Annotated in this window: 10 protein-coding genes; all 10 read right to left on the minus strand. The window is 71.0% G+C overall.

Going from position 1 to position 13,273, the window contains the following annotated elements; translation table 11 throughout:
• Positions 1–107: 107 nt before the first annotated feature.
• The 10 genes from nuoN to nuoE all read right to left on the minus strand — a co-directional run bounded on the left by nuoN (position 108) and on the right by nuoE (position 13,239).
• A complete protein-coding gene (gene nuoN, locus IF45_RS0118800; protein WP_008408174.1) occupies positions 108–1,757 on the minus strand; it encodes an NADH-quinone oxidoreductase subunit NuoN in 1,650 nt (549 codons plus the stop codon).
• Entirely contained in the window at positions 1,754–3,355 is a 1,602-nt protein-coding gene (locus IF45_RS0118805; RefSeq protein WP_030308493.1) for an NADH-quinone oxidoreductase subunit M, read from the minus strand. The genes nuoN and IF45_RS0118805 overlap by 4 nt, the downstream gene beginning before the upstream one ends.
• Before the next feature lie 5 nt (positions 3,356–3,360).
• On the minus strand, positions 3,361–5,256 hold the full coding sequence (gene nuoL / locus IF45_RS0118810; protein WP_030308495.1) for an NADH-quinone oxidoreductase subunit L: 1,896 nt from the start codon (positions 5,254–5,256) through the stop codon (positions 3,361–3,363).
• Positions 5,257–5,270: 14 nt separating this feature from the next.
• A complete protein-coding gene (gene nuoK, locus IF45_RS0118815) occupies positions 5,271–5,570 on the minus strand; it encodes an NADH-quinone oxidoreductase subunit NuoK (RefSeq protein WP_003948727.1) in 300 nt (99 codons plus the stop codon).
• Positions 5,567–6,382, minus strand: coding sequence for an NADH-quinone oxidoreductase subunit J (locus IF45_RS0118820; RefSeq protein WP_003948728.1), 816 nt, complete (start codon positions 6,380–6,382; stop codon positions 5,567–5,569). The genes nuoK and IF45_RS0118820 overlap by 4 nt, the downstream gene beginning before the upstream one ends.
• Positions 6,379–7,077: an NADH-quinone oxidoreductase subunit NuoI gene (gene nuoI / locus IF45_RS0118825; RefSeq protein ID WP_008408177.1), complete on the minus strand. Its 699-nt coding sequence runs from the start codon at positions 7,075–7,077 to the stop codon at positions 6,379–6,381. The genes IF45_RS0118820 and nuoI overlap by 4 nt, the downstream gene beginning before the upstream one ends.
• Positions 7,070–8,446 (minus strand): NADH-quinone oxidoreductase subunit NuoH, encoded by a 1,377-nt coding sequence (gene nuoH / locus IF45_RS0118830; protein ID WP_003948730.1) that lies wholly within the window; start codon positions 8,444–8,446, stop codon positions 7,070–7,072. The genes nuoI and nuoH overlap by 8 nt, the downstream gene beginning before the upstream one ends.
• 82 nt (positions 8,447–8,528) lie before the next feature.
• Positions 8,529–11,057, minus strand: a complete 2,529-nt coding sequence (locus tag IF45_RS0118835) for an NADH-quinone oxidoreductase subunit G (protein WP_018468568.1) — start codon at positions 11,055–11,057, stop codon at positions 8,529–8,531.
• On the minus strand, positions 11,054–12,406 hold the full coding sequence (nuoF, locus tag IF45_RS0118840; protein WP_174905219.1) for an NADH-quinone oxidoreductase subunit NuoF: 1,353 nt from the start codon (positions 12,404–12,406) through the stop codon (positions 11,054–11,056). The genes IF45_RS0118835 and nuoF overlap by 4 nt, the downstream gene beginning before the upstream one ends.
• The gene (gene nuoE / locus IF45_RS0118845; RefSeq protein ID WP_049977826.1) at positions 12,403–13,239 is read right to left on the minus strand and encodes an NADH-quinone oxidoreductase subunit NuoE; all 837 of its coding nucleotides are present in this window, start codon (positions 13,237–13,239) and stop codon (positions 12,403–12,405) included. The genes nuoF and nuoE overlap by 4 nt, the downstream gene beginning before the upstream one ends.
• Between the last annotated feature and the right edge of the window lie 34 nt (positions 13,240–13,273).

Raw genomic sequence — 13,273 nt, forward strand, 5'->3', positions numbered from 1 at the left:
GAGTTGTCCAGAAGCGGCTGGGCCGGCTCCGGGCGCGGAAACGCCGCCGCCCGGCGCCCTCCGGGAAGAGGCGCCGGGCGGCGGCGGGTGGCCGGGCGGGGCAGGGATCAGCGGACGAAGACGCTCGCCTGGCCCGCCAGGTCCAGGAAGTACTGGGGAGCGACCCCCAGCACCACCGTGACCACGACGCCCACGCCGATCACGCTCATGGTCAGCGGCGAGGGCACGGTGACGGTCGGCCCGTCGGCGCGCGGCTCGCTGAAGAACATCAGGACGATCACCCGGACGTAGAAGAAGGCGGCGACGGCGGAGGAGAGGACACCGATGATCACCAGAGCCCCGGCGCCGCCCTCGGCCGCCGCCGAGAAGACCGCGAACTTCCCCGAGAAGCCGCTGGTCAGCGGAATTCCGGCGAAGGCCAGCAGGAAGACCGCGAAGACCGCGGCGACCAGCGGGGAGCGCCGGCCGAGCCCCGCCCACTTGGAGAGGTGGGTGGCCTCTCCCCCGGCGTCCCGCACCAGGGTGACGACGGCGAAGGCGCCGATGGTCACGAAGGAGTAGGCGGCGAGGTAGAAGAGGACGGAGGAGACGCCGGCCGGGGTGGCGGCGATCACACCGGCGAGGATGAAGCCCGCGTGCGCCACCGAGGAGTAGGCCAGCAGCCGCTTCACGTCGGTCTGGGTGACGGCGACGATCGCGCCGACCACCATCGTGGCGATGGCCACGCCCCACATCACCGGCCGCCAGTCCCAGCGCATCCCGGGCAGCACCACGTAGAGCAGGCGGAGCAGGGCGCCGAAGGCGGCGACCTTGGTGGCGGCGGCCATGAAACCGGTGACCGGGGTCGGGGCGCCCTGGTAGACGTCGGGCGTCCACATGTGGAACGGGACGGCACCGACCTTGAAGAGCAGCCCCATCAGGACCAGGGCCATGCCGATCAGGAGCAGCGCGTCGTTGCCCATCGTCTGGGCGAGGACCGGGTCGTTGCTGATCAGCGTGCCATCGACGACGTCGGCGATCACGGCGTACGAGACGGAGCCCGAGTAGCCGTAGAGCAGGGCGATGCCGAAGAGGAGGAAGGCGGAGGAGAAGGCGCCGAGGAGGAAGTACTTGACCGCCGACTCCTGCGACATGAGCCGCCGGCGGCGGGCCAGGGCGCACATCAGGTAGAGCGGGAGGGAGAAGACCTCCAGCGCGATGAAGAGGGTCAGCAGGTCGTTGGCGGCGGGGAAGACGATCATGCCGCCGACCGCGAAGAGCATCAGCGGGAAGACCTCGGTGGTGGCGAACCCGGCCTTGACGGCGGCCTGTTCGGCCTCGCTGCCGGGGACGGCCCCGGCCTGCGCCACGAACGAGTCGACCCGCTTGCCGTGCGCCCGGTCGAGGCGGCGTTCGGCGAAGGTGAAGGCGGCCAGGACGCCGGAGAGCAGGATGACGCCCTGGAGGAAGAGGGCCGGCCCGTCCACCGCGAGGGCGCCCATGGCGACACTGGTCTGCTTGGTGGTGGCGTACCCGCCGACCGCGAGGGCGACGACGGAGGCGAAGGCGGCGCCGAGCGCGACCACGGTCAGCCAGAGCTGGATGTGGTAGCGGGCCCGGCGGGGCGCGAACGCCTCCACGACGATGCCGATGACGGCCGCCCCGATGACGATCATCACGGGGGCGAGCTGGGCGTACTCGATGGTCGGCGACGGGATCTTGGAGATCGGGTCGGCCGCCGCGCTTGTCCACAGGGTGTGGACGGCGTTTGCGTTCACTTGGCCGCCTCCACGTCGGGCTTCGGGTCCTTCTGCTGTACGTCCGAGAGGGTGTGGCCGACCGCCGGGTCGACCAGCTCCGTCAGCGGCTTCGGGTAGACGCCGAGGAAGAGCAGGAGCGCGATCAGCGGGCCGATGACGGCGAGTTCTCGCACCTTGAGGTCAGGCATCTTCGCGACCGACGGCTTGACCGGGCCGGTCATGGTGCGCTGGTAGAGCACCAGGGTGTAGAGCGCGCCGAGCACGATGCCGACGGTGGCGATGATGCCGATCACCGGATAGCGCGTGAAGGTGCCGACCAGGACCAGGAACTCGCTGACGAACGGGGCGAGTCCGGGCAGCGAGAGCGTCGCCAGCGAGCCGACCAGGAAGGTCCCGGCGAGGACCGGGGCGACCTTCTGGACCCCGCCGTAGTCGGCGATGAGCCGGGAACCGCGCCGGGAGATCAGGAAGCCCGCGACCAGCATCAGCGCCGCCGTCGACAGGCCGTGGTTGACCATGTAGAGGGTGGCGCCGGACTGGCCCTGGCTGGTCATGGCGAAGATGCCGAGGATGATGAAGCCGAAGTGCGAGATCGAGGCGTACGCCACCAGCCGCTTGATGTCGCGCTGGCCGACGGCGAGCAGGGCGCCGTAGATGATCGAGACCAGGGCGAGGACCAGCACCACCGGCGTCGCCCACTTGCTGGCCTCGGGGAAGAGGCCGAGGCAGAAGCGGAGCATCGCGAAGGTGCCGACCTTGTCGACCACGGCCGTGATGAGGACCGCGACCGGGGCGGTGGCCTCGCCCATGGCGTTGGGCAGCCAGGTGTGCAGCGGCCAGAGCGGCGCCTTGATCGCGAAGGCGAAGAAGAAGCCGAGGAAGAGCCACTTCTCGGTGGAGGCGGCCATCTCCAGCGTGCCGTCGGCCCGGGCCTGGGCGATCTCGCTGAGCGAGAAGGTGCCCGCCACCGAGTACAGCCCGATGACGGCGGCCAGCATGATCAGGCCGCCGGCCAGGTTGTAGAGGAGGAACTTGACCGCCGCGTACGACCGCTGGGTGGCGGCCTGCGCCTCGTCGGTGCCGCTCGCCCGGTCCCCGAAGCCGCCGATGAGGAAGTACATCGGGATCAGCATGGCTTCGAAGAAGAGGTAGAAGAGGAAGACGTCGGTGGCCTCGAAGGAGAGGATCACCATCGCCTCGACCATGAGGATCAGCGCGAAGAAGCCCTGGGTGGGGCGCCACCGCCTGGAGCTGTTCTCCAGGTGGTCGGCGTCGCGCCAGCCCGCGAGGATGACGAACGGGATCAGCAGGGCGGTCAGCGCGATCAGCGCCACCCCGATGCCGTCGACGCCCAGTTCGTAGCGGACGCCGAAGGCGGGGATCCAGTCGTAGGACTCGGTGAGCTGGTACCGGGCGCCGCCGGGCTCGAAGCGGACCAGGACCGTCATCGCGAGGACGAAGGTGGCCACGGAGAAGAGGAGCGCCACGACCTTGGCCGTGCCGGAGCCCCGTGGTCCGTCGCCGTCGGAGCGGCTGCGGGCCGCCGGGACGGCGGCCGTCACGATCGCGCCGATCGCCGGGAGCGCGGCCGTCGCTGTCAGCAGGGGAAACGACATCGGTATCAGACCGCCCTCATCAGCAGGGTCGCGGCGATGAGCACCGCCGTACCCCCGAACATGGAGACCGCGTACGTACGGGCGTAACCCGTCTGGAGTTTGCGCAGCCGGCCGGAGAGGCCGCCGACGGAGGCGGCCGTGCCGTTGACCACGCCGTCGACCAGGGTGTGGTCGACGTAGACCAGGGAGCGGGTCAGGTGCTCGCCGCCGCGGACGAGGACGACGTGGTTGAAGTCGTCCTGGCCGAGGTCGCGGCGGGCCGCCCGGGTGAGCAGCGAGCCGCGCGGCGCGACCACCGGCACCGGCTTGCGGCCGTACTGGAGCCAGGCCAGCCCGACGCCGATCAGCAGGACCACCACGGTGGCCGAGGTGACGACGGCGGCGCTGAGCGGCGAGTGGCCGTGCTCGAAGGCGGTGACCGGCTCCAGCCACTTGATGAAGGAGTCACCCAGGCTGAAGAGTCCGCCCGCGAAGACCGAGCCGAAGGCGAGCACGATCATGGGGATCGTCATGGACTTCGGGGACTCGTGCGGGTGCGGCTCGTTTCCTTCCGCGTCCGGCTGCCAGCGCTTCTCGCCGAAGAAGGTCATCAGCATCACGCGCGTCATGTAGTACGCGGTGAGGGCGGCGCCCAGCAGGGTGACCGCGCCGAGGATCCAGCCCTCGGCGCCGCCCTTGGCGAAGGCCGCCTCGATGATCTTGTCCTTGGACCAGAAGCCGGAGAGGCCGGGGAAGCCGATGATCGCCAGGTACCCGAGGCCGAAGGTGACGAAGGTGACCGGCATGTACTTCCGCAGGCCGCCGTACTTCCTCATGTCCACCTCGTCGTTCATGCCGTGCATGACCGAGCCGGCGCCGAGGAAGAGCCCGGCCTTGAAGAAGCCGTGCGTCACCAGGTGCATGATCGCGAAGACGTACCCGATCGGGCCGAGCCCGGCCGCCAGGACCATGTAGCCGATCTGCGACATGGTCGAGCCGGCGAGCGCCTTCTTGATGTCGTCCTTGGCGCAACCGACGATCGCACCGAAGAGGAGCGTCACCGCGCCGACCACGACGACCACGGTCTGGGCGTCGGGAGCGGCGTTGAAGATCGCGCCGGAGCGGGTGATGAGGTAGACGCCGGCGGTGACCATGGTCGCCGCGTGGATCAGGGCGGAGACCGGGGTCGGGCCCTCCATCGCGTCGCCCAGCCAGGACTGGAGCGGCACCTGGGCCGACTTGCCGCAGGCGGCGAGGAGCAGCATCAGGGCGATGGCGGTGAGCTTGCCCTCACTGGTCTCGCCGGTGGAGGTGAGGACCGGGCCGAACGCGAAGGTGCCGAAGGTGGTGAACATCAGCATGATCGCGATGGAGAGGCCCACGTCGCCGACGCGGTTGACCAGGAACGCCTTCTTCGCCGCCGTCGCCGCGCTCGGCTTGTGCTGCCAGAACCCGATCAGCAGGTACGAGGCGACACCGACGCCCTCCCAGCCGACGTACAGCAGGAGGTAGTTGTCGGCGAGGACGAGCAGGAGCATCGCCGCGAGGAAGAGGTTCAGGTAGGCGAAGAAGCGGCGGCGGCGTTCGTCGTGCTCCATGTAGCCGATGGAGTAGACGTGGATCAGGGTGCCGACGCCGGTGATCAGCAGGACGAAGGTCATCGACAACTGGTCGAGCTGGAAGGCGACGTCGGCCTGGAAGCCGCCCACCGGAATCCAGCTGAACAGGTGCTGGTGCAGCGACCGGTCGTCCCCGGCGCGGCCCAGCATGTCGGTGAAGAGCACCACGGCGAGGCCGAAGGAGGCGGCCGCCATCACGGTGCCGAGCAGGTGGCCGGCGCGGTCCAGGCGCCGGCCGCCGAGGAGGAGCACGGCGGCTCCGAGCAGGGGCGCCGCGACGAGCAGCGCAATCAGGTTCTCCACGATTCAGCGACCCCTTACAGCTTCATCAGGCTGGCGTCGTCGACCGAGGCCGAATGGCGGGCACGGAACAGCGACACGATGATCGCGAGCCCGACCACGACCTCCGCGGCGGCGACGACCATCGTGAAGAAGGCGAGGATCTGGCCGTCGAGGTTGCCGTGCATGCGGGAGAAGGCGACGAGCGAAAGATTGCAGGCGTTGAGCATCAGCTCGACGCACATGAAGACGACGATGGCGTTCTTGCGGATGACCACACCGGTGGCCCCGATGGTGAACAGCAGCGCCGCGAGATAGAGGTAGTTGACGGGGTTCACTGGGCGTTCTCCTCCTCCCGGTCACGGCCCAGACGCTCGGCGGAGCGCTGCTCCAGCGCCTTGAGGTCGTCGAGGGCCTCCTGGGAGACGTCCCGGATCTGGCCGCGCTCGCGCAGCGTCTTGTTGACGGTCAGCTCGGACGGGGTGCCGTCGGGGAGCAGGCCGGGGATGTCCACCGCGTTGTGCCGGGCGTAGACGCCGGGGGCCGGCAGCGGCGGTACGTGCGTGTTCTCGCGGACGCGCTTCTCGGCCAGCTCGCGCTGGGTGGAGGCGCGTTCGGTGCGCTCGCGGTGGGTGAGCAGCATCGCGCCGACCGTGGCGGTGATGAGCAGGGCGCCGGTGATCTCGAAGGCGAAGACGTACTTGGTGAAGATCAGCGCGGCGAGGCCCTGGACGTTGCCCCCCGAGTTGGCGGCGGCCAGGCCGTTGAACTGGCTGATGCCGACCTGGCCGATGCCGGCGATCAGCAGGATGCCGAAGCCGAGGGCGGCGAGGGCGGCCAGCCAGCGCTGGCCCTTCAGGGTCTCCTTGAGCGAGTCGGCGGCGGTGACGCCGACCAGCATGACCACGAAGAGGAAGAGCATCATGATCGCGCCGGTGTAGACGACGATCTGCACGATGCCGAGGAAGTACGCGCCGTTGGCCAGGTAGAAGACGGCCAGGACGATCATGGTGGCGGCCAGGCAGAGCGCGCTGTGCACCGCCTTCTTCATCAGGACCGTCGACAGGGCGCCGAGGACGGCGACCGTGCCGAGGATCCAGAACTGGACGGCCTCGCCGGTGGAGGTGGCGGAGGCGGCGAGCAGGCTCATCCCTGTCCCTCCTGACCGGGCTTGGCGGCCGATCCGGCCGAGGCGGCGGGCGAGGAGGCCGGGGCCGGGGCCGCCGGAGCGCCCTCGGCCGCGGCGACCGGCTCGCTGTCGACCACCGCGGGCTCGCCCTTGGAGACGGCCGGCTGGCGGACCGTGCCGGGGGCGGCCTCGGTGACCAGGCCCCGGTAGTAGTCCTGCTCGTCGGTGCCCGGGAAGATCGCGTGCGGGGAGTCGACCATGCCCTCGGTCAGCCCGGCGAGGAGCTGGTCCTTGGTGTAGATCAGGTTCTCCCGCGAGGAGTCGGCCAGTTCGAACTCGTTGGTCATCGTGAGCGCCCGGGTGGGGCACGCCTCGATGCACAGGCCGCAGAGGATGCAGCGGGCGTAGTTGATCTGGTAGACGCGGCCGTACCGCTCGCCGGGCGAGTAGCGCTCCTCGTCGGTGTTGTCCGCGCCCTCGACGTAGATGGCGTCGGCCGGACAGGCCCAGGCGCACAGCTCGCAGCCGACGCACTTCTCCAGCCCGTCCGGGTGGCGGTTGAGCTGGTGGCGGCCGTGGAAGCGGGGCGCCGTCGTCTTGGGCTGCTCCGGGTACTGCTCGGTCAGCCGCTTCTTGAACATGGCCTTGAAGGTCACGCCGAAGCCCGCGACGGGGTTCTGGAACCCCTGGTCCGACTGATTGGCTCCCTCAGTCATCGGACGCCTCCTTTCCTTCCGTGTCACCACGGTCACTCACAGTGTCCGGCGCCCCACTGACAACGAGCTCCCGCTCGCCGCGTGCGGGCCGCCGGGGCACCGGGGGCAGGGCCTGGCCGGGCAGCGGCGGCACCGGGTAGCCGCCGGCCATCGGGTCGAACGCGGGTTCCTCCGTGCGCTGTCCGGCTTCTCGCTCCTGGTCGCGGCGGTCGCGGTAGAAGTCGATGACGAAGGAGAGCAGCAGCAGGAAGATCAGCCCGCCGAAGACGTACAGGGCGATGTCGGCGAACGGCATGTTCTCGTTCCGCAGCGTCCGCACGGTGGCGACCAGCATCAGCCAGACCACGGAGACCGGGATGAGCACCTTCCAGCCGAGCTTCATCAGCTGGTCGTAGCGGACCCGGGGCAGGGTGCCGCGCAGCCAGATGAAGAGGAAGAGCAGCAGTTGCAGCTTGAGGGTGAACCAGAGCATGGGCCACCAGCCCTGGTTGGCCCCTTCCCAGAAGGCGGTGACGGGGAAGGGGGCCCGCCAGCCGCCGAGGAAGAGCGTCACCGCCACCGCCGAGACGGTCACCATGTTGATGTACTCGGCGAGCATGAACATCGCGAACTTGATCGAGGAGTACTCGGTGTTGAAGCCGCCGACCAGGTCGCCCTCGGACTCCGGCATGTCGAAGGGGGCGCGGTTGACCTCGCCGACCATCGTCACGATGTAGATGAGGAAGGAGACCGGCAGCAGCACGATGTACCAGCGGTCCGCCTGCGACTCCACGATGGTCGAGGTCGACATCGAGCCGGAGTAGAGGAAGACCGAGGCGAAGGCGGCGCCCATGGCGATCTCGTACGAGATCATCTGGGCGCAGGAGCGCAGGCTGCCCAGGAGCGGGTAGGTCGAGCCGGAGGACCAGCCGGCCAGCACGATGCCGTAGATGCCGATCGAGGCGACCGCGAGGATGTAGAGGAGCGCGATCGGCAGGTCGGTCAGCTGCATCGTGGTGCGCTGGCCGAAGATCGAGACCTGGTTGTCGGCGGGGCCGAAGGGGATCACCGCGAACGCCATGAAGGCGGGGATCGCGGCGATGACCGGCGCCAGCACGTACACGGCCTTGTCGGCGCGCTTGACGACGACGTCTTCCTTCAGCATCAGCTTGGCGCCGTCGGCCAGCGACTGGAGCATGCCCCAGGGACCGGCCCGGTTGGGGCCGATGCGGCGCTGCATCCAGGCGACGACCTTGCGCTCCCAGACGATCGCGAAGAGCACCGTCAGCAGCAGGAAGGCGAAGCAGAAGACCGCCTTGACCAGGACCAGCCACCACGGGTCGCGGCCGAACATCGAGAGGTCCTCGGCCGCCAGCAGGATCGGACTCACGCCGCCACCCCCCGGGCTCGGGCGCGACGGGCGCGGTGGACGGGGGTTGCGGGCACGGCGGCACCTCCGGTGCGCTCAGGGTTCACGACTCCTCCACTTCCGCCGGGGCCTCGGCGGCCGGCGCGATCCGCACCAGCTGGCCGGGGACGGCCCCGGTGTCCGAGGCCACCCCGGTGCCGGTGGAGTTGAGCGGCAGCCAGACCACCCGGTCGGGCATGTCGGTGACGAGCAGCGGCAGTTCGACGCTGCCCGCCGGGCCCGCCACGGTGAGGACGGTGCCGTCGGCGGCCCCGATCTCGGCGGCGGTGGCGGCGGAGAGCCGGGCCGGGGCGGCGTGCCGGGTCCCGGCCAGCGCCTCGTCGCCGCGCTGGAGCAGCCCCTGGTCGAGCAGCATCCGGTGCCCGGCGAGGACGGCCTCGCCGGCGGCGGGCCTCGGCAGCGCGGAGCCGGCCGGGGCCTCCGGGGGCACGGCGGGGCGGGACGGGCGGGCGTCCCAGCCGCCGAGCCGGTCCAGTTCGCGGCGGGCGGCGCGGATGTCGGGCAGCGCCAGTTCGCCGCGGCCCGTCTCGTCCGCCTCGGCGACCGCGTCGGCCAGCATGTGCAGGACGCGCAGGTCGCCGGGGGCGAGGCGGCGGGTCATCTGCTCGGGCTTGAGCGCCGCCTCGAACATCCGGGAGCGTCCTTCCCAGTTGAGGAAGGTGCCGGACTTCTCGGCGACGGCGGCGACCGGGAGCACCACGTCGGCGCGCTCGGTCACCTCGGAGGGCCGCTGTTCCAGCGAGACCACGAACTCCGCCCGGTCCAGAGCCTGCCGGGCGCGAGCGGGGTCGGGCAGGTCGGCCACCTCGACGCCGCCGACCAGCAGCGCGGTCAGCTCGCCGGAGGCGGCGGCCTCGACGATCTGGCCGGTGTCGCGGCCGTAGCGGGGCGGGAGTTCGGCCACGCCCCAGGCGGCGGCGACCTCGTCGCGGGCGCGCGGGTCGGTGGCCGGGCGGCCGCCGGGCAGCAGCGACGGGAGCGCCCCGGCCTCGACGGCGCCGCGCTCCCCGGCCCGGCGCGGAATCCACACCAGGCGGGCGCCGAGGGCGGCGGCGGCGCGGACGGCGGCGGTCAGGCCGCCTTCGACGGTGGCGAGCCGTTCGCCGACGACGATGACGGAGCCCTCGGCGCGCAGCGCCTCGCCCGCCTCCTGGCCCACGCCCTCCAGGCCGAAGCCGGTGCCGAGCGCCTTGAGCCACTCGGTCTCGGTGCCGGGGGCGGCGGGGAGCAGGGTGCCGCCCGCCTTGGTGAGGCCGCGGGTGGTGTGGGTGGCCAGCGCGAAGGTGCGCTGGCCCTTCTTGCGCCACGCCTTGCGGAGCCGGAGGAAGACGCCGGGCGCCTCCTCCTCGGCCTCGATCCCGGCGAGCAGGACGGCGGGCGCCTGCTCCAGGTCGGCGTAGGTGAGGCCGCCGCCGTCGAGGTCGCGTCCGCGTCCGGCGACCTGGGAGGCGAGGAAGTCGGCCTCCTCACCGCTGTGCGGGCGGGCCCGGAAGTCGATGTCGTTGGTGTCGAGCGCGACCCGGGCGAACTTGCTGTACGCGTAGGCGTCCTCGACGGTGAGGCGGCCGCCGGTCAGGACTCCGGCGCGGCCGCGGGCCGCGTTGAGCCCGCGCGCCGCCGCCTGAAGCGCCTCCGGCCAGCTGGCCGGCTCCAGGACGCCGCTCTCGGAGCGGACCAGGGGCTGGGTGAGGCGTTCGGGCGACTGGGCGTAGCGGAAGCCGAACCGCCCCTTGTCGCACATCCACTCCTCGTTGACCTCGGGGTCGTCGGCGGCGAGCCGCCGCATGACCTTGCCCCGGCGGTGGTCGGTGCGGGTGGCGCAGCCCCCGGCGCAGTGCTCGCAGACGCTGGGCGAGGAGACCAGGTCGAAGGGGCGCGAGCGGAACCGGTAGGCGGCCGAGGTGAGGGCGCCGACCGGGCAGATCTGGATGGTGTTGCCGGAGAAGTACGACTCGAAGGGGTCGCCGTCGCCGGTGCCGACCTGCTGGAGCGCGCCGCGCTCGATCAGCTCGATCATCGGGTCGCCCGCGACCTGGTTGGAGAAGCGGGTGCAGCGGGCGCAGAGCACGCACCGCTCCCGGTCCAGGAGGACCTGGGTGGAGATCGGGACGGGCTTCTCGTAGGTCCGCTTCTTCCCCTCGAAGCGGGAGTCGGGGTCGCCGACCTGCATCGCCTGGTTCTGGAGCGGGCACTCGCCGCCCTTGTCGCAGACGGGGCAGTCCAGCGGGTGGTTGATGAGCAGCAGCTCCATCACGCCACGCTGGGCCTTCTCGGCGACCGGGGAGGTCAGCTGGGTGCGGACCTCCATCCCCTCGGTGCAGGTGATGGTGCAGGAGGCCATCGGCTTGCGCTGGCCCTCCACCTCGACGATGCACTGGCGGCAGGCGCCGGCCGGGTCGAGGAGCGGGTGGTCGCAGAAGCGCGGGATCTCGATGCCGAGGAGTTCGGCGGCGCGGATCACCAGGGTGCCCTTGGGCACGGAGATCTCGATGCCGTCGATGGTGAGCGTCACCAGGTCCTCGGGCGGCACCCCGGCCGGGGTGCCGGGTGCGGCGCCGGTCGTCACGGTCATGCCTTGGCCTCCAGGTGCTGGTCCGCCCAGAGCGTCGACTTCGCGGGGTCGAAGGGGCAGCCCTTGCCGGTGATGTGCTGTTCGTACTCGTCGCGGAAGTACTTGAGCGAGGAGAAGATGGGGGAAGCGGCGCCGTCGCCGAGCGCGCAGAAGGACTTGCCGTTGATGTTGTCGGCGATGTCGTTCAGCTTGTCGAGGTCGGACATCTTCCCCTGGCCCGCCTCGATGTCGCGGAGCAACTGGACGAGCCAGTACGTGCCTTCGCGGCAGGGCGTGCACTTGCCGCAGGACTCGTGGGCGTAGAACTCCGTCCAGCGGGTGACCGCGCGTACCACGCAGGTGGTCTCGTCGAAGCACTGGAGCGCCTTGGTGCCGAGCATCGAGCCGGCGGCGCCGACGCCCTCGTAGTCGAGGGGGACGTCGAGGTGCTCGTCGGTGAACATCGGGGTGGAGGAGCCGCCGGGCGTCCAGAACTTGAGGCGGTGGCCGGGGCGCATGCCGCCGCTCATGTCGAGGAGCTGGCGCAGGGTGATGCCGAGCGGCGCCTCGTACTGGCCGGGTCCGGCGACGTGGCCGCTGAGCGAGTAGAGCGTGAAGCCCGGGGACTTCTCGCTGCCCATCGAGCGGAACCACTCCTTGCCCTGCTGGAGGATGGCGGGAACCGAGGCGATCGACTCGACGTTGTTCACCACGGTGGGGCAGGCGTAGAGGCCGGCCACGGCGGGGAAGGGGGGCCGCAGGCGGGGCTGGCCGCGACGGCCTTCGAGCGAGTCGAGGAGGGCGGTCTCCTCACCGCAGATGTAGGCGCCGGCGCCCGCGTGCACGGTGAGGTCGAGGTCGAGACCGCTGCCGAGGACGTCCTTGCCGAGGTAGCCGGCCTCGTACGCCTCGCGGACCGCCTCGTGGAGGCGGCGCAGGACGGGGACGACCTCGCCGCGCAGGTAGATGAAGGCGTGGCTGGAGCGGATCGCGTAGCAGGCGATCACGATGCCTTCGATGAGGGAGTGCGGGTTGGCGAAGAGGAGCGGGATGTCCTTGCAGGTGCCGGGCTCGGACTCGTCGGCGTTGACGACGAGGTAGTGCGGCTTGCCGTCGCCCTGCGGGATGAACTGCCACTTCATCCCGGTGGGGAAGCCGGCGCCGCCACGGCCGCGCAGTCCGGCGTCCTTGACGTACGCGATGAGGTCGTCGGGGCTCATCGCGAGGGCTTTTCGCAGCCCCTCGTAGCCGTCGTGGCGGCGATAGGTCTCCAGGGTCCAGGATTCGGGCTGGTCCCAGAAGGCCGACAGGACGGGTGCGAGCAGCTTGTCGGGGCTGGTCTGGTTCATCTCGGTGGCCACCGTCATCACTTCCCCTCCTCGGAGCCGTCGCCGGTGACCGGACCGGCCGGGTTCTCCGGGTCGGACGGCGCGGTCTGCTGCGGCGCGTCGTGCGAACTGAGGTGTTCGGCGGGCGAGGGGGCGGGGCCGGTGGCGTCGGGGGCGCCGTCCTGGCCGCGCGGGTGGACCACGCGCTGCTGCGGCAGCTCCCCCTTGGCGAGCTTGAGGCCGATCAGCGAGGCGGGCCCGGCACCGCCGGTGGCCTCGACCGCGCCGGGCCGCTCGTCGGGGAAGCCGGCGAGGATGCGCGCGGTCTCCTTGTACGTGCAGAGCGGCGCGCCCCGGGTGGGCTCGACGGTGCGGCCCTCGCGGAGGTCGTCGACGAGACGCTTGGCGGAGTCGGGCGTCTGGTTGTCGAAGAACTCCCAGTTCACCATCACCACGGGGGCGTAGTCGCACGCCGCGTTGCACTCGATGTGCTCCAGGGTGATCTTGCCGTCCTCGGTGGTCTCGTCGTTGCCGACGCCGAGGTGCTCCTTCAGCTCGTCGAAGATGGCGTCGCCGCCCATGACGGCGCAGAGCGTGTTGGTGCAGACCCCGACCTGGTAGTCGCCCGAGGGCTTGCGCCGGTACATCGTGTAGAAGGTGGCGACGGCGGTGACCTCGGCGGTGGTCAGGCCGAGGAGCTCGGCGCAGAAGGCCATGCCGGTCCGGGTGACGTACCCCTCCTCGGACTGGACGAGGTGGAGCATCGGCAGCAGCGCGGAGCGGGAGTCCGGGTAGCGGGCGATGATCGCCTCGGCGTCGGCCTTGAGCCGGGCGTGGGTCTCGGCCGGGTACGCGGGGGCGGGGAGCTGGGGCATGCCCAGGGCCACCGAGGGGCTGGGCGGTGTGGCG

The organism is Streptomyces albidoflavus (assembly GCF_000719955.1).
Classification (GTDB): domain Bacteria; phylum Actinomycetota; class Actinomycetes; order Streptomycetales; family Streptomycetaceae; genus Streptomyces; species Streptomyces albidoflavus.

Coding starts and splice junctions, on each gene's coding strand:
- IF45_RS0118805 (WP_030308493.1), bottom strand. CDS start 3,355: ATGTCGTTTCCCCTGCTGACAGCGACGGCCGCGCTCCCGGCGATCGGC.
- IF45_RS0118820 (WP_003948728.1), bottom strand. CDS start 6,382: ATGAGCCTGCTCGCCGCCTCCGCCACCTCCACCGGCGAGGCCGTCCAG.
- nuoI (WP_008408177.1), bottom strand. CDS start 7,077: ATGACTGAGGGAGCCAATCAGTCGGACCAGGGGTTCCAGAACCCCGTC.
- IF45_RS0118835 (WP_018468568.1), bottom strand. CDS start 11,057: ATGACCGTGACGACCGGCGCCGCACCCGGCACCCCGGCCGGGGTGCCG.
- nuoE (WP_049977826.1), bottom strand. CDS start 13,239: ATGCCCCAGCTCCCCGCCCCCGCGTACCCGGCCGAGACCCACGCCCGG.